The 18,965-nt window shown below is 67.1% G+C and carries 26 protein-coding genes; 24 read left to right on the top strand and 2 right to left on the bottom strand.

Features of this window, described 5'->3' with window-relative positions:
- From WAL33_RS09085 to WAL33_RS09000, 18 genes are all read left to right on the top strand, one after another.
- On the top strand, positions 1-470 hold a 470-nt coding region (locus tag WAL33_RS09085; protein ID WP_422180601.1), incomplete at its 5' end, for a hypothetical protein.
- Positions 471-538: 68 nt separating this feature from the next.
- The gene (locus WAL33_RS09080; protein ID WP_422180599.1) at positions 539-847 is read left to right on the top strand and encodes a hypothetical protein; all 309 of its coding nucleotides are present in this window, start codon (positions 539-541) and stop codon (positions 845-847) included.
- 2 nt (positions 848-849) lie between these two features.
- On the top strand, positions 850-1,419 hold the full coding sequence (locus WAL33_RS09075) for a head-tail connector protein (protein WP_422180597.1): 570 nt from the start codon (positions 850-852) through the stop codon (positions 1,417-1,419).
- Between the two features lie 30 nt (positions 1,420-1,449).
- The gene (locus tag WAL33_RS09070) at positions 1,450-1,815 is read left to right on the top strand and encodes a phage head completion protein (RefSeq protein WP_422180595.1); all 366 of its coding nucleotides are present in this window, start codon (positions 1,450-1,452) and stop codon (positions 1,813-1,815) included.
- Complete coding sequence (locus tag WAL33_RS09065; RefSeq protein ID WP_422180593.1) at positions 1,812-2,231, top strand: HK97-gp10 family putative phage morphogenesis protein; 420 nt, start codon at positions 1,812-1,814, stop codon at positions 2,229-2,231. The genes WAL33_RS09070 and WAL33_RS09065 overlap by 4 nt, the downstream gene beginning before the upstream one ends.
- Positions 2,228-2,635, top strand: coding sequence for a DUF3168 domain-containing protein (locus WAL33_RS09060; protein ID WP_422180591.1), 408 nt, complete (start codon positions 2,228-2,230; stop codon positions 2,633-2,635). Before WAL33_RS09065 ends, WAL33_RS09060 begins: the two co-directional genes overlap by 4 nt.
- A gap of 47 nt (positions 2,636-2,682) precedes the next feature.
- Entirely contained in the window at positions 2,683-3,123 is a 441-nt protein-coding gene (locus tag WAL33_RS09055) for a hypothetical protein (protein ID WP_422180590.1), read from the top strand.
- 20 nt (positions 3,124-3,143) lie between these two features.
- Positions 3,144-3,584: a GTA-gp10 family protein gene (locus tag WAL33_RS09050; protein ID WP_422180588.1), complete on the top strand. Its 441-nt coding sequence runs from the start codon at positions 3,144-3,146 to the stop codon at positions 3,582-3,584.
- Positions 3,585-3,713: 129 nt separating this feature from the next.
- Positions 3,714-5,678, top strand: a complete 1,965-nt coding sequence (locus WAL33_RS09045; RefSeq protein ID WP_422180586.1) for a hypothetical protein — start codon at positions 3,714-3,716, stop codon at positions 5,676-5,678.
- Entirely contained in the window at positions 5,679-6,263 is a 585-nt protein-coding gene (locus WAL33_RS09040) for a hypothetical protein (RefSeq protein WP_422180584.1), read from the top strand. It begins immediately after the preceding gene.
- A gap of 2 nt (positions 6,264-6,265) precedes the next feature.
- Positions 6,266-6,916, top strand: coding sequence for a hypothetical protein (locus WAL33_RS09035; RefSeq protein WP_422180582.1), 651 nt, complete (start codon positions 6,266-6,268; stop codon positions 6,914-6,916).
- On the top strand, positions 6,916-7,347 hold the full coding sequence (locus tag WAL33_RS09030) for a DUF6950 family protein (protein ID WP_422180580.1): 432 nt from the start codon (positions 6,916-6,918) through the stop codon (positions 7,345-7,347). Before WAL33_RS09035 ends, WAL33_RS09030 begins: the two co-directional genes overlap by 1 nt.
- On the top strand, positions 7,340-10,702 hold the full coding sequence (locus WAL33_RS09025) for a hypothetical protein (RefSeq protein WP_422180578.1): 3,363 nt from the start codon (positions 7,340-7,342) through the stop codon (positions 10,700-10,702). Before WAL33_RS09030 ends, WAL33_RS09025 begins: the two co-directional genes overlap by 8 nt.
- A gap of 31 nt (positions 10,703-10,733) precedes the next feature.
- Positions 10,734-11,054, top strand: a complete 321-nt coding sequence (locus WAL33_RS09020; RefSeq protein WP_422180576.1) for a hypothetical protein — start codon at positions 10,734-10,736, stop codon at positions 11,052-11,054.
- Between the two features lie 54 nt (positions 11,055-11,108).
- The gene (locus WAL33_RS09015; RefSeq protein WP_422180574.1) at positions 11,109-11,609 is read left to right on the top strand and encodes a hypothetical protein; all 501 of its coding nucleotides are present in this window, start codon (positions 11,109-11,111) and stop codon (positions 11,607-11,609) included.
- Positions 11,610-11,613: 4 nt separating this feature from the next.
- Complete coding sequence (locus WAL33_RS09010) at positions 11,614-12,159, top strand: hypothetical protein (protein ID WP_422180572.1); 546 nt, start codon at positions 11,614-11,616, stop codon at positions 12,157-12,159.
- Between the two features lie 51 nt (positions 12,160-12,210).
- Positions 12,211-13,224, top strand: a complete 1,014-nt coding sequence (locus tag WAL33_RS09005) for a hypothetical protein (RefSeq protein ID WP_422180570.1) — start codon at positions 12,211-12,213, stop codon at positions 13,222-13,224.
- Position 13,225: 1 nt separating this feature from the next.
- The gene (locus WAL33_RS09000; protein ID WP_422180568.1) at positions 13,226-14,875 is read left to right on the top strand and encodes a YncE family protein; all 1,650 of its coding nucleotides are present in this window, start codon (positions 13,226-13,228) and stop codon (positions 14,873-14,875) included.
- Between the two features lie 2 nt (positions 14,876-14,877).
- Here WAL33_RS09000 and WAL33_RS08995 read toward each other — a convergent pair whose 3' ends face one another.
- Entirely contained in the window at positions 14,878-15,036 is a 159-nt protein-coding gene (locus WAL33_RS08995) for a hypothetical protein (RefSeq protein ID WP_422180566.1), read from the bottom strand.
- Between the two features lie 222 nt (positions 15,037-15,258).
- Between WAL33_RS08995 and WAL33_RS08990 the strand changes: the two genes are divergently transcribed.
- The 5 genes from WAL33_RS08990 to WAL33_RS08970 all read left to right on the top strand — a co-directional run bounded on the left by WAL33_RS08990 (position 15,259) and on the right by WAL33_RS08970 (position 16,891).
- Entirely contained in the window at positions 15,259-15,609 is a 351-nt protein-coding gene (locus WAL33_RS08990) for a hypothetical protein (protein WP_422180564.1), read from the top strand.
- Entirely contained in the window at positions 15,606-15,932 is a 327-nt protein-coding gene (locus WAL33_RS08985; protein ID WP_422180562.1) for a hypothetical protein, read from the top strand. The genes WAL33_RS08990 and WAL33_RS08985 overlap by 4 nt, the downstream gene beginning before the upstream one ends.
- Positions 15,919-16,161, top strand: a complete 243-nt coding sequence (locus WAL33_RS08980) for a D-Ala-D-Ala carboxypeptidase family metallohydrolase (RefSeq protein ID WP_422180560.1) — start codon at positions 15,919-15,921, stop codon at positions 16,159-16,161. The genes WAL33_RS08985 and WAL33_RS08980 overlap by 14 nt, the downstream gene beginning before the upstream one ends.
- On the top strand, positions 16,151-16,282 hold the full coding sequence (locus tag WAL33_RS08975) for a hypothetical protein (protein WP_422180558.1): 132 nt from the start codon (positions 16,151-16,153) through the stop codon (positions 16,280-16,282). Before WAL33_RS08980 ends, WAL33_RS08975 begins: the two co-directional genes overlap by 11 nt.
- Before the next feature lie 342 nt (positions 16,283-16,624).
- The gene (locus WAL33_RS08970) at positions 16,625-16,891 is read left to right on the top strand and encodes a hypothetical protein (RefSeq protein WP_422180556.1); all 267 of its coding nucleotides are present in this window, start codon (positions 16,625-16,627) and stop codon (positions 16,889-16,891) included.
- Between the two features lie 13 nt (positions 16,892-16,904).
- On the opposite strand, the gene WAL33_RS08965 is transcribed toward WAL33_RS08970, so the two are convergent.
- Positions 16,905-17,198, bottom strand: a complete 294-nt coding sequence (locus WAL33_RS08965) for a hypothetical protein (protein WP_422180554.1) — start codon at positions 17,196-17,198, stop codon at positions 16,905-16,907.
- A 358-nt stretch (positions 17,199-17,556) separates the two neighbouring features.
- Between WAL33_RS08965 and WAL33_RS08960 the strand changes: the two genes are divergently transcribed.
- A complete protein-coding gene (locus WAL33_RS08960; RefSeq protein ID WP_422180552.1) occupies positions 17,557-18,933 on the top strand; it encodes an ethanolamine ammonia-lyase subunit EutB in 1,377 nt (458 codons plus the stop codon).
- Positions 18,934-18,965 lie beyond the last annotated feature (32 nt).

The following is an 18,965-nucleotide window of genomic DNA, read 5'->3' as shown; positions in this document are numbered from 1 at the left end:
CCCCCCCGCTTCCCCCGACAACCTTCTCTCTGGAGATCATCGCCATGCGCGATCTGTTCAACCACGTTCACCCGGTCGTTGCTGTCGCCCCGGCGGCCGCCACGTCCGACAACACCGCCTGGGCCAGCGGCTGGATCGACCGGAAGGGCTATGAAAGCCTGACCTTCCTGCTGGCCACCGGCACCGAGGCCGACGCCGACGCGACCTTCGCCGTGACCATCCAGGACGCCGATGCCGAAAACCAGTCGGACGCCGCCGCCGTGACCGACGCCAACCTGTTGGGCACCCTGGCCCTGGCGGGCTTCACTTTCGCGGACGACGGCGAAGCGCGGAAGGTCGGCTATGTCGGCAACAAGCGGTACGCGAAGATCACGGTGACGCCGACGGCCAACGCCAGCGCTGCGTACCTGTCGATCATCGCCCTGCTGGGTCACCCCTGGAACGGCAAGCTGCCGAACCCGCCGGTCTAGACCGCCCGCATCGTCGGCCCCGCTTCGGCGGGGCTGCCTTTTCCCCTGAATGAGGAGATCGACCGATGTTGGTCACAGTACTCAAGGCGTTCGCGTATGCCCATGACGGCATGCATGTGGTGAACTTAGCCAAGGGCGACGTTGTCGAAGTGCGCGATGACGTGTTCGACGGTCTGTTCGACGCGGGCAATATCGATGACGGCGCCGACATTGGCGCGGCTGTCGCTGCCGAAATCACCATCCCGGATGGTTGGGAAACCATCCAGTGGTTCAGCCTTCGCGCCCTGGCGGCTTCGATCCGCGGCGGCCCGGTGTCTGACAAGCGCGACGCCGTCGCGGTGATCACCGCCGAACTGGCCCGCCGCGAGGCTGCCTAGTCATGAGCGTTCTTGACCTGGTCCGGACGGTGGCCCCCGTTCCGCTGGTGACGCTGGACCAGGCCAAGGCGCACTTGAACGTCCTGCACGACGAGGACGACCAGAAGATCGAGGATCTGATCGAGGCCTGCGTCGATCAGTTGGACGGTTATTCGGGTGAGACCGGCCTGACCCTGGTCGAGCAAACCTGGGAACTGCACCTGACCCGCTTTCCCGCCGGCCGGGTTCTGGCGCTGCCGCTGCAGCCGCTGATCTCGGTTGAGAGCATCACGTTCAAAGATCCGGACGGCGTGACGCAGACGTTCAACCTGGACCAGGTCACGGTGCGGCCCGGCCTGAAAGCCGACATCACCCTGAAATCGGGTGCGTCATGGGCGGCGACCGCCTGCGACCCGCGCGCGGTGACCATCACGTTCAAGGCCGGGTACGGCGCGCCGGCCGATGCGCCGGCCGCGTACCGTCTGGCGGTGCTGGTCATGCTGACCGCCAACTACCACTCGCCGGAGGGGGCGGTGTCGATGCCGCCGGCAGCGCAGCGTCTGATCAGCCCTCGCCGGCGTCGGCGCATCTGACGCGAACCCGGTTCGCGAGGAGAACCTGAGATGGCTTGGACCCCGCCCAGCGCCGGCGAGCTGCGCCAGCGCGTGCGGTTCGAGGCTCGCGCCCAGACCGCCGGCGATGGCTACGGCAACACAGAGGGCGACTGGGAGGTGATCGTTTCCGATCGCCGCGTTCGCCTGCTGCCGGTGCGGGGCGGGGAGGCGGTGCAGGCCGATCGGCTGGCGGGGCTTTCGGCTTGGACGCTGGACGTTCCGGCCGACACGCTGGTGCGCACGGTCGCGCCGCAGATGCGAGTCGTCGATTGCCGCGATCCGACGCGGACCTGGGACGTCAAGTCGGTGCTGGACCTGGAAGGCCGGGACCGCTGGCGGACCATGACCCTTGAAATGGGCGGGAGCGACGGATGATCGACGGGGTCGGCGCAAAGGTCGAGGGCATGGCTGAGCTGACTCGCCGGTTCAAGAACTTGCGGGCCGATGTCGCCAAGTCCGATGACGACATCATGCAGAAGAACGCCGACGAGTTCGCGGCGGCGGTCGAGGCGGCCACCGAGCGCGGCAAGACCGGCCATCAGCGCGCCTCGGTCAAGGCCACCAAGAAGGGGCCGCGGCTGTACTACGTGTCGCAAGGCGGTGCCTTGACGCGCAAGCGGGTCAAGCGCGGCCAGAGCCCGGTGTTCGACTACACCCGCGCGGGCGAGTTCGGCACCCAGGACATGCCGGCCAATCCGGCCTTCTGGCCGACCTATCGCCGTCTGAAGCGCCGGTTTCGCACGCGGATCAACGCGGGCCGCCGGGCCCTCATCAAGGCGTTTCGTCTATGATCGACCCATCCTTGCCGTTGCAATCGGCGATCGTCGCTGCGCTGAAGGCCTCGGCGGCCGTCACCGCCCTGGTCGATGATCGGATCTGGGATGACGTGCCCGACCGCCCGCAGTTTCCGTACATCAGCCTGGGTCCCGACGACCCGATGGATGACCACGACACCTGCATCGGCGGGGCGGACACGACGATGCAGGTCAACGTCTGGAGCCGGGCCGTTGGCCGGGTTGAAGCCAAGCAGGTCGTGGCCGCCGTGATCGCGGCCCTGGACGCGCCTCTGATCGTCACCGGACACAACGTCAACGGCCATCGTGTGGAACGCAGCTTTGTGCAGCGCGACCAGGCCGAGCCGCGCACCAAGCATGGCGTGGTCGTCATGGGTTACCTGACCACCCCCTCGACTTGAAACCATCCTGGGCCGCCGGCCCGCGCTAGCCCTGAAAGGCGACCCCTATGTCCGACCCCGTCGTTTTTGAAGCCGACTACATCATCGTCAAGTTCGGCGACGGTGAGCTTGTCGAGCAGTTCGAGCACGACTGCATGATCAACCTGTCGCGCTCCGTCTCGATCACCAAGAGCATGGTCGAAGAGACGCTGTATGACTGCACCGACCCGACCAAGCCCGGCACGATCTATCGCCTGGTCGACTCGGTCAGCCTGGAAGTGACCGGCAGCGGCAAGACGCACACCGCTTCGTTGCTGACCTGGCTGAATTGGTCGCTCTCGTCGGCTTCCAAGAATGTCGCGATCGAACTGGGTAAGACCGGCGGCGCGGTGATTCGCACCGCCATGCACCTGTCCCAGTTTCAGCCGGCCGGCGGTGATCCGAAGAAGTACGCCGAGGCGGCGATCACCCTGCAATCGACCGGACCGATCACGGTCGCCGCGCTGTGACGAGCCCGGCCATTTCGACGATGGCCAAGGTGCTGCCGTTCGGCTCGCGCCGGCTACCGTTCCTGTTCCTGGTGGACCAGTGGCGCGAGCTGCAGCGCGAGACGAAGGCCGGGCCTTGGGAGATCGAGGCTCGGTTGCTGCGCTTGGGCTGCACGGTCGACGAGATCACCGCAGCGCTGCGCATCGGCCTGGTCGGCGGCGGGATGAGCGCCACTGAGGCGTTCGTCACGGTCGAGGCGCATGTCGGGACCAAGCCGGGGGATCTGGGCTTTGCCAGGCTGACCGCCTTGGCCGCGATATCGCACTCGCTGCACGGCCTGGACGAGGATCTGGTGGGGGAGTCGGACGCGGCGCCAAAGGGGGCTCGCACGAGCCGGCGCCGGACGGCCAAATCCCCTGGGCCAACCTCCTCAAAGCCGCGGGCGCGGCGGGCCTCGCCGCGCGCGACGTCGGACGCCTGACCCTGTGCGAGGCCCTGCTGTTCCTGGACGGCTGGCGGATCGCCAACAGTAACGACGAAGGCGGCGCCGAAGCCCCAAGCGACGAAGAGTTCGAGGCCGCCCTGGCCGAAAGCGCCAAGAGGAAGCTGCATGTCCGATGAAGCCGCCCTGGTCGTCCGCCTTGAAGCGAGGATCAACGCTTTCGAGCAGAGCATGAACAAGGCGGTGCGCCAGTCGCATGGCGCCGCCTCGCGGATCGAAAAGGCGTTCGCGGCCTCGAACGACAACATCAACCGCCGGGCACGCGGGTCGTCGGGGTTCGGCAAGGTCATCAGCGGCTCGCTGAAGGAAGTGGAGAACCAGGCTCGCAGCCTGGGCTCGCGCGCCGGTCCGGTTTCCGGCGTGATCGAGGGGCTGGGCCCGGCGGGCCTGGCGGCGGGTGTCGGCCTGGGCGCGCTGGTCGTCGCCCTGGGCCAGGCCCGTGCCGCCATGGATATGGCCGACGAGCTGAGCGATAGCGCCGCCAAGCTGAACGTCAATGTCGAGAGGCTGCAGGAGTATCGCTTCGCGGTGCGCGCGGCGGGCGGCGAGCTGACAGACGCAGACAAGGCGCTGGCGGCCTTCAACATCACGCTTGGCCAAGCCCAGGCCGGCTACAAGAAGCCGCTGAAAGTGTTCGAGCTGCTGGGCTTCACCAAGGCGGACCTGGACCAGGTGCGGTCGGGCGAGGAGCTGCTGCCGCGCATCGCCGACAAGATCCGCACTCTGGGGTCGACGGCCGAGCGCGCGGCCATCATCGACAAGCTGGGATTGACCGGGCTTAAGCCGCTGCTGGAACAGGGCGCGGACGGCATGCAGAAACTGATCCAGGCCCAGCGCGACCTGGGCGTGGTGCTCAGCCAGGAAACCATCGGCAAGGCCGCCGAGGCGCACGACAAGATCGAGGCGCTGTCGACCGTGATCGATACGCAGCTGAAGGTGGCCTTCATCGGGCTGTCTGGACCGATCGTTGAGGCGACGCAGAACCTGGCCAACTTCCTGTCGTGGATCGCCAAGGTGGCGAACGATCCAACGACCAAGCGGCTGGTCGACGCTGCCGCGAAAATCTCGGGCGCGGGCATCAAGGGACTGGCCCAGAACGGGCCGGTCGGCATGTCGATCGGCGGTGCGAAGGCGGCGTTTGGCGTGGCCAAGCAGCGCATCGCCAACCGCAACGGTTCGCAGGACATCCTCGACATGCTGGCGGGCGGGCCCGTCGCTTTGCCTGCGGACTTCGCCGACGTCTACGGCAAGAAAAGCGGTCCGGTTCTCCCGCCCAACCTTGTCACGTTGCCGCCGGGGGCAGGCAGCCGCTCGGCGGAAAGTCGGGCGCGGGCCGACGGCCGCTATGCGGGCGGCATGCGTTCGATCCCTGGCGTGAAGACCGGCGACGCCGCGGAATTCATGGAGACGCCGGACCTGTACGTGCCGCACGGCGGCCTGGAAGAGTTCATCCGCAACGGCGGCGGCAACTGGGAAGCCGCCGGGCCCGCCCTAGAGAAGGCCAGCCGTGCGCTGGAGGACCTGACGCACCGGACCTATGACGGGATCTATGACTCGGTGTCCGGGGCGCTGGACGCGGGCTTTCGCGGTGGACTCAAGGGTGTACTGCGGTTCTTCCTGGAGCAATTCCAGCGCGGGCTCATCGCGTCGATCGCCCATTCGGTGGCCTCGGCCGGGGCCGGCGGCAAGGGCGGCAAGGTGTCGTCGGCCCTGGCGACGTTCGGCCAGTTCGCCGGGTTCTTCGACGGCGGCGGCAACATCGGCCCTGGGCAGTTCGGCATCGCAGGAGAGCGGGGCCCTGAACTGATCCGTGGACCCGCCAACGTGCTTTCGAGGGCGGGCACCATGAAGGCGTTGCGTGGTGTGGCGGCCGAACCCTCGAACGCCCGCGGGGCTCCGGTCGTGCATGCGCCGATCACCATCCATGCCGACCGCTCGATCCTGTCGACAGAACTGCTCGACGCGATCGAGGTGGGCAAGCGACAGGCCATGGCGGCGTCGCTGACAGTCGTGGCGGGGCAGGCCAAGACCCAGGCCAGGGCGGCTCGCAATCGGATCTCGGGGGGCGGATAGATGGCTATCGTACTGCCCGCCGCGCCGATCCAATCGAAGTTCAATCCCCGCATGGTCTCGGCCGGCGGCGTGCTGCGCTCGCCGATCGGCGGGGCGGCGATCAATGTGAGCCGGCCGGGGGATCGTCATGCCATCGACGTGACGATCCCGCCGCTGCCGGTCGAGCAAGCGCGCCAGTGGCGCAGCCGGTTGGTGCGCTCGGCCGCGACGGGGGAGTCGCTGCGTCTGCAGTGGCCGCAGGACGGCGTGCCCGCCCTCGGGACGATCTTCGTCGACGGGGCGAACCAGACCGGGATGATCCTGACGATCACCGGCGGAACTGTCGGTGCTGTCGTCCCGGAGGGGGCCTATTTCAGCGTCAGCGACGGGTCGCGATACGACCTCTATCCGGTCGCCGAGGACCGCCTGTTGAGCGGCGGCGACGCCCTTCTGGACCTGGGCATCATGCTGCGCCGGCCGCCGCTGAACGGCGGCGTTCTGGACTTTACGCCGATCATTGAAGGCCTGGGACCCAAGGTTGTGTCCTGGAGCCTGGAACACATGATCGACCGGGGTTTCAGCTTCACGATCGAAGAGAACCGCTAGGCATGAGCGAATACGATCCGGTTATGGACGCGGCGCTTTCGGGCGACCGCGTCACCCAGGTGCATCTGGTTGAGGTGGCGCTGCCGGGCGGCACGCTGCGCCTCAACGACAGCGGCGTTGACGTGCCGTGGGGCGTCAACTGGTTCAAGGCGGTTGATTTTGTGTACGGTGCGCTGGACGGAATCGAGGGGCTGGGCGACGGCGTCGACGCCCAGGTCAGCGAGGTTGAGCTGGCGTTCAACCCATACAGCCTGGAGGCCGCGGTCACCCTGGGCGCCGTCGTCAATCAGGGGGCGGCGGTGCAGATATGGAAGGCCGCGCTGGACCCGGCGACGGGGACCATCGCGGGGGCGCCCAAGCGCCGGTTCGCGGGCGAGCTGGACGTGCCCGTGGTCGAGACCTCCGAAAGCGAAAGCGGCGACACCCGGCTGTCGCTGACCTGGAGCGTGGTGGCCGAGACAGACCGGCTGTTCGACGCCAATGAGGGCATCGCGCTGTCGGACGCGTTCATGCAGCGGATGTGGCCTGGCGACCTGGGCTGCGCCTTTGTCACCGGCGTGCAGGACCAGAATCCGTGGGGCCTGGAGGCGCGCATTCCCGCCTCGGTGACGGCCCCGCCGCGCACATCGATCCCGCGCCTGGGGAGGTTCTGATGAAAGAGAGCCTCGTCAGGATCGCCGCCGCGCGGGCCGCCAGCGAGAAGTTCCTGGGCCAGCCGTTGGACTGGGGAAAGACCGATTGCGTCCGTATCCTGGCCTTCACCATGCGGCAGATGCGCTCGCCCCTGAGCCTTGCCAAGGCCGGCTCCTACAGCACGCCGACCGGGGCGCTGAAGGCGCTCAAGCGAACCGGGTTCGCCACCCTGGAAGAGGCGCTGGATGATCGCGGCCTGCCGCGCATCACGCCGGCCCGGGCCCTGCCGGCCGACGTGCTGGCCATGCCGGGCGAGGATGGCCTGGCGGCGCTGTGGATCGTTATGGGGAACGGTCGGGCCCTGGGTTACCACTGCGACAGCCCCAAGTGCTCGAACATCGCGGTGAACCTGGACGTCGCCGTCGGCGCCTGGAGCACCTATCGTGGGTAGGTCGGTCAAGAAGGCCGGGATGATCCTGGGCGGCATCGCCCTGGTGGCGACCGGCGTCGGTGCGCTGGCGGGCGCTGGGTTGCTGGGTGCGTCGGCGGCGGCCGTGGCCGGCTCGGCCGGCGGCTTGACCCTGTTCGGGGTTTCGGTGGCGACCATCGCCCAGGTGGGGGCGGGGCTGACCCTGGCCGGGCAGTTGATGGAGGGTCGGCCCAAGGTGGGCGGGGCCACGGGAACGGCTATCGACTTCAAGGCCGATCCGAACGCCGGAATTCCGGTGATCGTCGACCGCTGCGGCAGCGGCGGCAACATCGTGATGCAGGCGACCACGGGGGCCAGCGGCAAGTATTTCAACGCGGTGACGGTTCACAGCCTGGGCCCGATCGAGGGCTACGGTGCGTTCCGGGCCGACGACGAGGTGGTGAACTTCACGACGCCCGGCCGCAACGGCGAAGAGGCCGCCGGCAAGTACCTGAACCGTATGTGGCGCGTCAGCCGTCTGGGCACAGACAGCCAGAACGCGCTGGCCTATACCGCCACCGGCAGCAAGGATACGCCGGCGGATCACGGCGGCAGCGTCAGCGGGTTCTGGACCAGCAACCATCGTCTGCGCTCGCTGGCCTGCACCCTGTGGGGCCTGGAATACGACACCAAGGTGTTTGCCGGCGGCGTGCCGCGCCCGCGCGAAGAGGTGTTGGGCCTGGCGGTCTATGACCCGCGCTCTGACAGCACCTATCCGGGCGGTTCTGGCCCGCAGCGGGCCCATGACGAGGCGACCTGGTCGTTCAGCGGCCGGAGCAATCCGTTCCTGCAGGCCTTGACCTTCGCCATCGGCCGCCGGCGCAACGGGTTGCTGGTGGCGGGCCTGGGCCTGTCGCTGGCGGCGATCGACGTGGCGGCGCACGTCGAGGGCGCCAATGTAAGCGACCTGAACGGCTGGCGCGCCGCGGGGGTCTACTACACCACTGACCCGAAATACGACGTTTATCGCGCCATGCTGATGGTGGGCGGCGGCGTGCCGGTGCCGCTGGGCGATCGGCTGAGCTGCATGGTCAATGCGCCGCGGGTGTCGATGGACACCATCACGGCCGACGACCTGGCCGGCGGGATCTCGATCACGGGGGCGACCTCGCGTCGAGGCCGGCCGAACACCCTAACCGCCCGCTATCTGTCGGAAGATCACGGCTGGGACATCGTGCCCTGCAGCCCGGTCGTCATCGACGACTTCGTCACGGCCGATGGCCGGACGGTGTCGCGTGAGCTGGAATATCGCCTGTGCCCCAGCGCGGACCAGGCGGCCCAGCTGCTGGCCTATGAGGCCTATAACGCCCGCGAGTACGGCCCGGTCGTGCTGGCCCTGAAGCCGCGCTGGGGCGGCTACAAGCCGGGCGATTGCCTGACGATCGACGACGCCCGCCTGGGCATCGTCGATCAGCCGATGCTGGTGTTCATGCGCGACGACGACCCGGAAACCGGCGTCGTCACCTTGACCCTGCGCAGCGAGACCGAAGCCAAGCACGATTTCTGCCTGGGCCGCACGGCCGATCCGCCGCCCGTTCCGGGCCTCACGCCTTACGACCTGAAGCCGTCGGTTCCCGAAGGCGTCGATTGGGAGGTGATCGGCAGCACCCAGGCTGGGCCTGGCGGGACGCTGCCGGTGCTGGTGTTCACCGGTGTGATCCGCGACGTCAACGCTTCGGTCGTGATCGTCGATTATCGCCAGGTGTTCGACACCGATCCGGTGACCTATGGCCCCTGGTCCAGCCGGGAATGGCCGGTCTCGTCGCTGGAGCTGAACGGCGACGACGATCCGAAGGTGACGCTGAACCTGGACGGCCTGGCGCCCGGCGCCAGCTATCAATGGCGGCTGCGCTACAAGACCGTGCGCGGGGTTGAGAGTCCGGGCGACTATCTGGACGGCGGCGACCCTGTCGTGGTCGGCGAGATCGACGCGACGACGGTTAAGGGTCGTGACGTCGCCCAGGAAATCCTAGACTCGATGGATGACATCGACACACTGTTCGCCGAGGCGGCGACCTTGGGCGCCGACCTAGTCGATGTGGAACAGCGCATCGACGTGCTGGAGGTCGGCTCCGGCACATCTCCACTTGGTAATCAGGTTCAGAACCCGTGCGGCGATCAAGGCGCCATGGTAAAATGGGTGACGGGAACCGGCGTGCCGTGGAGCTTCACCTCGGCCGGCGCGCCATACCGTTTCATCAGCGTCCCCGCCGGCCTGTCTTACAACATTTTCTCAGATCCGATCCCGGCGAACACCGCTAAGCCTCTGACGCTGGCGCTCGATATGGATTCCGACAACCATAGCGGCAACTTCAAGGCTCACGTTCGCTGCGAAGACGGCAGTGGCACGTTCCTTGGGAACGCCAAGACCGTCGCATATACCAACACCTCGACCCAGTGGCAGCGCGTATCCACGACGGTGGAGGTCTCCGACTGGTTGCCAGGAACGGTCAACTGGCGGGTCGCTATCGAGACTGCGACACCTGACCCGCCTGGCGGTCTGAATCCCGGCGGTCTGTTTGCTTTCTCTCGCGTCATGGCCAACCTGGACGCGGCGCCCAAGCCGTTCGCCGACGACTTTGCCCCTGCCAATATCCTCGCCAGGGTCGCCGTTTCGGAGGGCGCACTGGCGACGGTGTCCGGCCGAGTAGCTGCCTATTGGCAGGTCCAGGTCGACGCCGGCACGGGGCAGGCGTTCATCCGGGCCCAGGCGGATGGCGTGTTCGGCGACATTATCGCCGCCGCTGATCGGATCGCGCTATACAACACGGTCGGCGGAAACCTCGTCCCGGCGATGTACGTCACGTCCGGCAAGGTGAGATTCACCAGCGACGTCCAGATCGACGGCAATTTGCACATTGCTGGATCCATCCAGGGCCCCGCTCTGGCGTCGGGCTCGGTGGTCAAGGCGCGCCAGTTCCGCGCGTACGCTCCGGGCGGCGGCGATACGGCGGGTTTCGCGTACTCGGACCATAATATCGGCGGGACCGACACCACCCTGGTCACGATCAGTCAGAACTTCGCCGGGAACGAACTGACGATTAAGCCGCAACTCAATCTTTTGGGACTTTCCGGCGACCCCATTATTTGCGTCGGCATCAAGTACGACGGCGCCGTGATCAAGAAATGGTACATTTCGAGCGGCAACCCAAGTACGGCGGTCCTGCTCTACTTCACGCCGTCGTGGCCCCACACGCCGTCGTCCGGAAGCCATACCTACGAGCTGTGCCTGCTCACGAAGGGCGTGACGCAGACCGTTCGTGTCGCCGAGCGCGTCCTTGAAATGGAAGAGCGCAACGGCGGTTACGCCGTCGACACGTCCGGCGGCTCGGCGTGACGCTGAACATTTTCATTCTGGAGCCACGACCATGAGCGACGCCGAGTTGACGAACGTCAGCACCGAAGCGCTGGCGCAGGAATTGACCGTGCGCTTGGCGGCGGAGAGGGCGAGCGCGGAAGCGGCGGAGCTGGAGAGCCTGGCGTCCTACGTCGCGCTAGGATTTGGCGATGTTGCGATCGATGACCTGATTGCGGCGCTCGCAGAGTTGGGGCCCAGCGCCGCCGGAGCGGCATGGGGCGCTTATCTGAATGCGGCCCTGGTCGGGCTGCGAGGTCTGCAATCAAGCGTGGGCGGTCGGGTCCGTTACCTGACGATGTCGACGGCGTCGCCCGCGCCGGCCGTGGAGTAGTCGCGAACCCGGTTCGCCTTCCCCTCATCACCCCAGCATTTCAAGGAGGCCATCATGGCGCTCAAGCTCACTCTCACGGCCTCCATTGTCGGCGCCCTGACCGGCGACAACGATTTGGTGACGGTCAGCGCTCCGATCGACATCAAGAAGGTGGTCAACCTGACGACTGGTTCGGGCCTGAACCAGGCCGGGGATGCGTTTGCTGATCGACGGACCTTGGCTGCCGGCGCTTCGGAAGGTTTGGACCTGTCGGGGGGACTGTTCGACGTGTTCGGCGTGGCGCTGAACTTTACCAAGATCAAGGCCATCGAGATCATCGCCGCGGCGGCCAACACCAACGACGTGGTGTTGGGCGGCGCGGCGGCCAACGCCTTCGTCGGCCCGTTCGGCGCGGCCGACGACACCTGTACGGTTCCACCTGGCGGGGTGGTGATGCTGGTTAACCCGACGGCCGCCGGCTGGCCGGTGACGCCGGGCACGGGTGACCTGCTGAAGGTGGCCAACTCGGCCGGCGGCACGGCCGTGACCTATGACATCGTGATTGTGGGGGCCTAGCGCCATGGCCCAGAGCCTCGTTTCGACGGTAAGCATCGTCGGCGGCGCGACAGGGACCACGACCTTGGCGCCCCTGGCGGCGGCGTTCGACCTGGTTAAGCGGGTCAACCAGTTGGTCATGACCCCCGCGGCGGACCGTGTCGTCGCCGACGACCGCGACCTGGCCGCTGGGACATCCGAGGTGCTGGATCTTTCCGGAGCCCTCGTCGACGTCTACGGACGTCCAGCGGCGTTCGGGGCAGTGACCACGATCCTGATCGCCGGCCATGCCGACAACGCCGGCGAGTTGACGATCGGCGATGATCCCGACGCACCATTCAGCGGGCCATTCAGCGACGGCGGCAAGCTTCGCGTTGCGGCGGGCGGCTTCGCGTTTCTGGCCGTCACCGACCCTGAGCGGTGGACGGCGGGTGGTGCGCTGCGCGTGGCCAATCCGACCGGCTTTCCGGCGACCTACAGCGTGATGCTGGTGGGCACGGCCACGGCGCATGTCGACGGCATGCTGGACTTTTCCGACCCCGACAACAGCGGACTCATCGCCGGGCTCTAGACCGCCCGCCGCCGCTTCAACGCCGCCTTTACCGCAAAAAGGAACATGATCATGACCAGCCGCTTTCGCGGGCTGATCGCGGGCGCCTGCGCGCTGGCGATCTCGATGCTCTCTCTGTCGCCCGCCTTGGCGGCCGACAACTACACGGTCAAGGACTCGACCGGCACGACTCGGACGATGAAGGCCAAGGAAGTGAGCGGCGCCCTGGCGACCACCCACACCGTGGCTGACAGCGCCGGAGCGCTGATCGATCCGTCGACCTCGGGCAAGCAGGACACAGGCAATACGAGTCTGGGCTCGATCGACACCAAGCTGTCGAGCCAGGCCACGGCCACCAAGCAGGACACGGGCAACGCCAGCCTGTCCTCGATCGACACCAAGGCGACCAGCACCAACACCAAGCTGGACAGCCTGATCACCGCGGTGGGCACACCGGCCTCGGCCACCAAGCAGGACACCGGCAACGCCAGCCTGTCCTCGATCGACGGAAAGGCGACCAGCACCAACACCAAACTGGACACGCTGCACACCGACCTGACGGCCGCGACGCCGGCCGGGACCAACGTCATCGGCGATGTGGGGTCGGCCAGCTTCTCGGTGACGTGCTCGACCCTGACCTTGCCGGGCACCGGCGGCACGTACGCGAGCGGCGACCTGGTGGCCAACAGCGCCACGGCCGGCGCGGTCGTGGCGGTGACCTGTCCCAACGTGGCGCGGTTCACCGGCGGGCCGGTCACCATCACCAAGGCCGTTGTCTTGACCAGCACCACGGGGGTCGCCAACGCCAGTTTCAGGCTGCACGAATACACGGCTGTACCGACTGTCACCAACGGCAACGACGGCGTGTTCCTGTCGACCGCCAGCGGACATTTCTGCCGCGTCGATGTGACCGTCGACCAGGTGTTCAGCAACGGCGCGACGGGCTCGGGTGCGCCGATCTCGAACGCCACCTGCACGCGGGTGCTTTCTGGAACGCGCGACATCAGCTTGCTGGTCGAGGCCCGCGGCGCCTATGCGTGGACCGCCGCCCAGACCCTGATCATCACCCTGGAAGGCTTTAACTAAGATGCTTGCTCTCGCGAAACGCGCGCTCGCCAGCGTTCTAATCGCGGCGATCGCATTCCTCGGCGCCCCTGCGCATGCCGCCAGCCCGGCGTTGCGCGCCTCCACCGTTGCCTTGGGCGACGCCGGCTACAGCGCCCCGGCGCGAGACCTGTTCTCGCGCATGGCCAGGAAGCCGTCGACCAAGGCCAAGGCTGGCTACGACCGGTTCTTCCGGTCGTCGGCGGGGGTGGTGGCCCGCGAGCGGCTGGATGCGCTCTACGGCTGGGGCGGTGCGAGCCTGCAGGCCACGAACGAAAACCTGCTGAACCGGGCCTATCCGATCACCGTCAACGGGGGCATGTCCTTCACCCCGTACAACGGGTACCTCAACAGCGACCAGGGGGCGCTTCGAACGGGGGCGTTTCACAACGCGCTTTCCCGCCTGGGGCAGAACGGCGCCTCATACGGCATGGGCGTGGTGTCGGCGTTCAACGACTCGGCCATGGCTGGCTGGCAGGTCGGGCTGGTCTCCAGCAACAATTCACTCCGAGCCAACCTGCAGGCCGGCGGCACCGCCACCTTCAACATCAACGATGCGTCGGCGTCACAACTGGCCACCGGGAATATCCCCGTGGCCGGGTTCTTTCACGCCGTTCGCAGCGACGCCGCCGCCCGAAAGGTGCGCAGGGCCGGCGTTGATCTCGCCGCCGACACGACGGCTTCCGCGGCGCTCGTGGCGGCGGAAATCCAGTTCTTCCGCCACAACAACGGCTATTCCACGCCGTTCATCAAGGCGGACTTCGGCTATTTCGGCGGGGCTCTAACCGACCCCGAAATTGACGCGCTCGAAGCGGCGCTGATCCAGCTGCGCTCTGATCTGCGCCCGCCGCCGACGCCGCCAGGCTTCACTGGCGCTGCGTATGTCGCCGCGCGGCCGTTGCCAGACGCCCAGGCTTCAGCCGCCGGAAAGGGCTTCACCATCACCGGACTGGCGCGGGCGGCCGACGGCACATGGTGGGCCGGTAACTTCGGCCGGATCAGCTATCAGGAGACGACCAATACTCCTTCTTTGGTCCACCTGTCGGCTGACTTCTCGACCGTCCTCTATGAGATCGATCTGTCGGCCTACACCCTGGTCGATGGACCTCAGGGTGTTGCGATCGACCCGGGCACGGGCGAGGTCGCTTGGATCGGCAATGGCCAGAACGTCATCCGCGTCCATGATCCCACCACGGGCGCCCTGATCCGCTCGGTCAGCGTCGGCTTCTTCGGTAACGCGCTGGCCTTCGATTCACTTCGTGATTGTTTCGTCGTCGGCAGACGGTCCAACGAGAACAACCCCACTCAAGTGGACTGGGTCAACAAGACGACGGGGAAGCTGCTGTATTACACAGCGCTGCCGAACAATCCCGATCACATCTATTTCGACGCCGCTCTGGGCGAACTTGGCTCGCTCTACATCACGTCGGGCAATAACGGCACGACAGGTGTGATGGACGTGTTCGACATCGCGGCCAACACCACGACCAGGCCCGCGCTTTCGATGACCAACTCGCTGACGATCGAGGGTGTCTGGAAAGTTGGGAGCAAGATCTTCTTGGCCAACGATCTTTACCACCACCTGACCACCGACGTGAACGCCGTGTTCGAGTACGACCTGACCTACAACTAGGCCTAGCGGATCGCCCAGTCGTGGCGAGCGCAGGCAATCTCTTCTGGGGTGGCGTTCTTATAGACGGTGCGCCGCCCCTCTTGCCGCATCAGCACCCAGCCCTGGAAGGTTGCGCCGTCCTGCTCGACGGGGGTCTCGAGGTTGACCGCAAGCCAGGGCATCTCGGTAAGACAAGACCAAAAGGCCACCACATGGCGAAGCCACCCATGGCTTGATCTGGGGCGAGCGGCGACCCCACAGACTTCGGTCGGCTTTAGCATAGGTTGAAGTTGCCGCATTTGTACGCGTCAAGCAAGCAAAGCGTCGCCGTATGGTCGGCCAAGTCCTGAGCCCGACCGGGATCAACTTGGCGTGACCCTTCAGTAAACAAAGAGGAGAGGGCGATGCCCTGGAGAGATCCCGAGATCATCGGGCGATACCTCATGACCGTGGCCGGGGCGTGCCTCTATGGCTTCTACCTGGTCGCGATCCAGCTGCAGTCGGGTCAGCCGCTGACGTTGCGCGACGGATGGCGGGTGCTGGCGCACGCCGCGTGCTCGATCGCCTGCGGCCTGATCCTGACCTTCGTTTTTGCCGAGCGGATCACGGGGTTCATCCCGTGGCCCTCGCTGCGCGACGCGGGGCTGCTGGCCTTCGCCTTCGGGGTGTTCGGTTTCGAGCTGCTGCCGCTGGCCTTCAAGAGCGGGCGGACCTGGGCGGAGAAGCAGGCCGGCAAGGTAGGAGAAGCCCCATGACGCTGATCGACCTCGTGGGCGGCGTCAGCGCCGCCACCGCCGGCAGCGCGCTGGCGCTGCGGGCCTACATGCTCAAGCCAAAGTTCGGCGACTGGTGCTCGGCGCCGACTCGGGTGTGGGCGTCTCTGATGGCGCTCTCGGTGTCCTGCATGATCGCGGCGCTGTCGATCTTCGGCGGCCGGGCCCCCGCCACGGCGAGGGAGGCGCTGGTGCTGATCGTGCTGGCCGTTACGGCGCTGGTGCTGCTGGACAATCTGAACCGCCAAGGCGCCTTAGCGCGCTCGGCCGGCGATAAGGAGGGCGGCGGCCATGACGATGCTTAGCCGTAACTTCAGCCTGGCCGAACTGACCGTTTCGGCCAACGCCAAGGCGCTGGGGCTGGACAATACGCCGCCCCCGCAAGTCCTGGACCGTCTGAAGATCACCGCGGCGCGCATGGAGATCGTGCGCGACATGCTAGGTGACAAGCCGATCCACGTCAGCAGCGGATACCGTAGCGCCGAGGTCAACCGTGCCGCCCAGGGCCATCGCCGCCAGCGGCTTGGCGTTTGACCAGCTGATCCACGAATTCGGCCGCTGGGTTCATATCAGTTTTGATCCCGCTCGGCGCATGCAGCAACTGACGATCGACGGCGAAGGCACGCGGTCGGGACTGCTGGCGGTGCGGACGTGAGCCTCTCGGCCGCGGCCCTCGGCTTGGGCAGGCTCGTCGGCATGCGTGGCGTCGTCGGCGTCGCGGCGGGGCTGGCGCTGATGACGGCCTGGAATCACGCACCGTGGGGCGTGGCCGGCCGGCTGGAGCGATCCGACGCCGCGCGGGTCCGCGCCGCCTTCGCCCTAACCCGCGCGGCTGGGGCGCTAGAGGTCGCGGCGGTCGAGATCCGAACCCGCGACACAGCTCTGCGAGACAACGGCAAGACCGAGGCGACCGACGCCTCGGCGACGGCCACTTTCTGGAAAGGACAATGCCGTGCGGCTTATGACGCGGGTTATGCGAGCCGCCGTTGCGGCGCTGATGCTGTCGCCGATCCTGGCGGGGTGCGAGACCTCCGGTCGCTCTGGACCCCCGGCGCATATCCAGGCCGCACCGCTGGTGTGCCCGGCAAGCCTGGCGGCTGATATCGATCCGGAGCCGATGCCGCCCGGCGGCATCGACCCGGCCAGCCTTCCGCCCGCGCTGAGCGCCTTCCTCTGGGGCGAGTGGTTGCCCTGGGCGCGGGGGAATACGCAAAGGCTGGATCTCGGCAAGGCCTGGTGCGAGAAAAAGGCCGCGAAGCAGTAGAGCCCGCCGTCCCTCACGGGGCGGCGGGCTTTTTGCGTTCCGGGATGCCGGGTGGAATGGTGTTGATATAGTCGGGCCGGGTTTCCCAGGTCCACTTGCCACAGCGTGGACAGGGTATCCTGACATGAGCGGCGGCGGCGCAGATGCCGATCAGCGGTCCGTTCACGTCGCGGGCCAGCAGCTGGGCGATCACCTTGCGCAGGTCGTAGGTCCCGCGCCAGACACAGGCCTTGCAGGTCAGCAGCAGGTTGGCTTGGCCGACCAGCTGGCCGAGCGGCACGCCGGGTTGGAAATCGTATCGGCCCATGTTCTGTGGATGTTCTCATCCTGACTGGGCTGGACGTCAAGTGATTGTAGGCGAACCCGGTTCGCGTCTCGGTCCAACAGGTTTGACACTCCGGACCTAAGCCGTTGGATTTCCTAAGGGCCATCTGTAGAGGTTTGACAGCCCAACCGTTTGATATCGCTCTGTTGCGCCCGGCCCTCCAGGCCTACCAAATTTCCAGAGGGGGAAGAGGGCGGGCCACGCCCACCATCGCGAACGTCCCCCTCGGGCCTCGCCGCGAGCTTCGGCGGCGCCCGTCAAATCGGCAGGTCGGGTTCGCGAGCCCCCGTCTCCCAGCCTCTGCTTCCCAGCCGCCCCCATCGGCGCCACCTTCGCCGTCATGGCCTATCGCGCGACCCTGGGATCAACGAGCTGGACCTTCGAGACCCTGGCCGACCTGATGGCCAAGGCCTCGCCTCCGCGTTCGGGCGACGCCCTGGCGGGGATCGCGGCGTCCAGCGCCCAGCACAACGTCGCCGCCAAGACGGCCCTGGCCGACGTGCCGCTGAAGACCTTCCTGAGCCAGGCCCTGGTTCCTTATGAGACCGACGAGGTCACGCGTCTGATCCTCGATGGCCATGACGCGGAGGCCTTCGCGCCGGTGGCGTCTCTGACGGTGGGCGAGTTCCGCGACTGGCTGCTGTCGGAGCTGGCCACGCCCGCCGCCCTGGCCCGCCTGGCGCCCGGTCTGACGCCGGAGATGGCCGCGGCGGTCAGCAAGCTGATGCGCAACCAGGACCTGATCCTGGCGGCCTCCAAGTGCAAGGTCACGACGCGTTTCCGCAACACCATCGGCCTGCCCGGGACCATGGCCGTACGCCTGCAGCCCAATCATCCGACCGACGACCCGGCCGGGATCACCGCCTCGATCCTGGACGGTCTGCTGTACGGCTGCGGCGACGCGGTGATCGGCATCAATCCGGCCAGCGACAGCCTGAACGTCCTGGGCGACCTGACCCGGTTGATGGACGACCTGATCCGGCGGTTCGAGATCCCTACCCAGTCCTGCGTGCTGACCCACGTGACCACGGCCATCCAGTTGATCGAGCGCGGCGCGCCGGTCGATCTGGTCTTCCAGTCGATCGCGGGAACGCAGGCGGCCAACGCCAGCTTCGGCGTGACCCTGGATCTGCTGCGCGAGGGCCTGGACGCCGGCCGGTCGCTGAACCGGGGCACGGTGGGCGACAACGTCATGTATTTCGAGACCGGCCAGGGCTCGGCCCTGTCGGCGGGGGCGCACCACGGGGTGGACCAGCAGACGCTCGAGGCCAGAGCCTATGGCGTGGCCCGGGCGTTCGAGCCTCTGCTGGTCAACAGCGTCGTCGGCTTCATCGGCCCCGAATACCTCTACGACGGCAAGCAGATCATCCGGGCCGGGCTGGAGGACCATTTCTGCGGCAAGCTGCTGGGCGCGCCGCTGGGGGTGGACGTCTGTTACACCAACCATGCCGAGGCCGATCAGGACGACATGGACAGCCTGCTGACCCTGCTGGCCACGGCGGGGGTGACCTTTGTGATGGGCGTGCCGGGCGCCGATGACGTGATGCTGAACTACCAGTCGACCTCGTTCCACGACGCCCTCTATGTGCGCGAGCTGCTGGGCCTGAAGCGTGCGCCGGAGTTCGAGGCCTGGCTCGAGAAGCTGAAGATCACCCAGGCCGATGGGCGGCTCGCGCCTGCCCAGGCCGCCCACGCCCTGATCGCGGCCCAGCCGTGAGCACGCCGCCCGATCCCTGGAACGGCCTGGCC

The sequence above is a fragment of the Caulobacter sp. genome (genome assembly GCF_049283275.1).
GTDB lineage: Bacteria > Pseudomonadota > Alphaproteobacteria > Caulobacterales > Caulobacteraceae > Caulobacter.
This window is presented reverse-complemented; position numbering and strand designations above follow the sequence as displayed.

Excerpts from the sequence above, each read along its gene's own strand:
- WAL33_RS09050 (WP_422180588.1), top strand. The coding sequence starts at position 3,144 with ATGGCCAAGGTGCTGCCGTTCGGCTCGCGCCGGCTACCGTTCCTGTTC.
- WAL33_RS09040 (WP_422180584.1), top strand. The coding sequence starts at position 5,679 with ATGGCTATCGTACTGCCCGCCGCGCCGATCCAATCGAAGTTCAATCCC.
- WAL33_RS09065 (WP_422180593.1), top strand. The coding sequence starts at position 1,812 with ATGATCGACGGGGTCGGCGCAAAGGTCGAGGGCATGGCTGAGCTGACT.
- WAL33_RS09055 (WP_422180590.1), top strand. The coding sequence starts at position 2,683 with ATGTCCGACCCCGTCGTTTTTGAAGCCGACTACATCATCGTCAAGTTC.
- WAL33_RS08985 (WP_422180562.1), top strand. The coding sequence starts at position 15,606 with ATGACGCTGATCGACCTCGTGGGCGGCGTCAGCGCCGCCACCGCCGGC.
- WAL33_RS09000 (WP_422180568.1), top strand. The coding sequence starts at position 13,226 with ATGCTTGCTCTCGCGAAACGCGCGCTCGCCAGCGTTCTAATCGCGGCG.
- WAL33_RS09035 (WP_422180582.1), top strand. The coding sequence starts at position 6,266 with ATGAGCGAATACGATCCGGTTATGGACGCGGCGCTTTCGGGCGACCGC.
- WAL33_RS08960 (WP_422180552.1), top strand. The coding sequence starts at position 17,557 with ATGGCCTATCGCGCGACCCTGGGATCAACGAGCTGGACCTTCGAGACC.
- WAL33_RS09060 (WP_422180591.1), top strand. The coding sequence starts at position 2,228 with ATGATCGACCCATCCTTGCCGTTGCAATCGGCGATCGTCGCTGCGCTG.
- WAL33_RS09045 (WP_422180586.1), top strand. The coding sequence starts at position 3,714 with ATGTCCGATGAAGCCGCCCTGGTCGTCCGCCTTGAAGCGAGGATCAAC.
- WAL33_RS09005 (WP_422180570.1), top strand. The coding sequence starts at position 12,211 with ATGACCAGCCGCTTTCGCGGGCTGATCGCGGGCGCCTGCGCGCTGGCG.
- WAL33_RS09030 (WP_422180580.1), top strand. The coding sequence starts at position 6,916 with ATGAAAGAGAGCCTCGTCAGGATCGCCGCCGCGCGGGCCGCCAGCGAG.
- WAL33_RS08970 (WP_422180556.1), top strand. The coding sequence starts at position 16,625 with ATGCTGTCGCCGATCCTGGCGGGGTGCGAGACCTCCGGTCGCTCTGGA.
- WAL33_RS09015 (WP_422180574.1), top strand. The coding sequence starts at position 11,109 with ATGGCGCTCAAGCTCACTCTCACGGCCTCCATTGTCGGCGCCCTGACC.
- WAL33_RS09020 (WP_422180576.1), top strand. The coding sequence starts at position 10,734 with ATGAGCGACGCCGAGTTGACGAACGTCAGCACCGAAGCGCTGGCGCAG.
- WAL33_RS09075 (WP_422180597.1), top strand. The coding sequence starts at position 850 with ATGAGCGTTCTTGACCTGGTCCGGACGGTGGCCCCCGTTCCGCTGGTG.
- WAL33_RS08980 (WP_422180560.1), top strand. The coding sequence starts at position 15,919 with ATGACGATGCTTAGCCGTAACTTCAGCCTGGCCGAACTGACCGTTTCG.
- WAL33_RS09010 (WP_422180572.1), top strand. The coding sequence starts at position 11,614 with ATGGCCCAGAGCCTCGTTTCGACGGTAAGCATCGTCGGCGGCGCGACA.
- WAL33_RS08990 (WP_422180564.1), top strand. The coding sequence starts at position 15,259 with ATGCCCTGGAGAGATCCCGAGATCATCGGGCGATACCTCATGACCGTG.
- WAL33_RS08995 (WP_422180566.1), bottom strand. The coding sequence starts at position 15,036 with ATGCCCTGGCTTGCGGTCAACCTCGAGACCCCCGTCGAGCAGGACGGC.
- WAL33_RS09070 (WP_422180595.1), top strand. The coding sequence starts at position 1,450 with ATGGCTTGGACCCCGCCCAGCGCCGGCGAGCTGCGCCAGCGCGTGCGG.
- WAL33_RS08965 (WP_422180554.1), bottom strand. The coding sequence starts at position 17,198 with ATGGGCCGATACGATTTCCAACCCGGCGTGCCGCTCGGCCAGCTGGTC.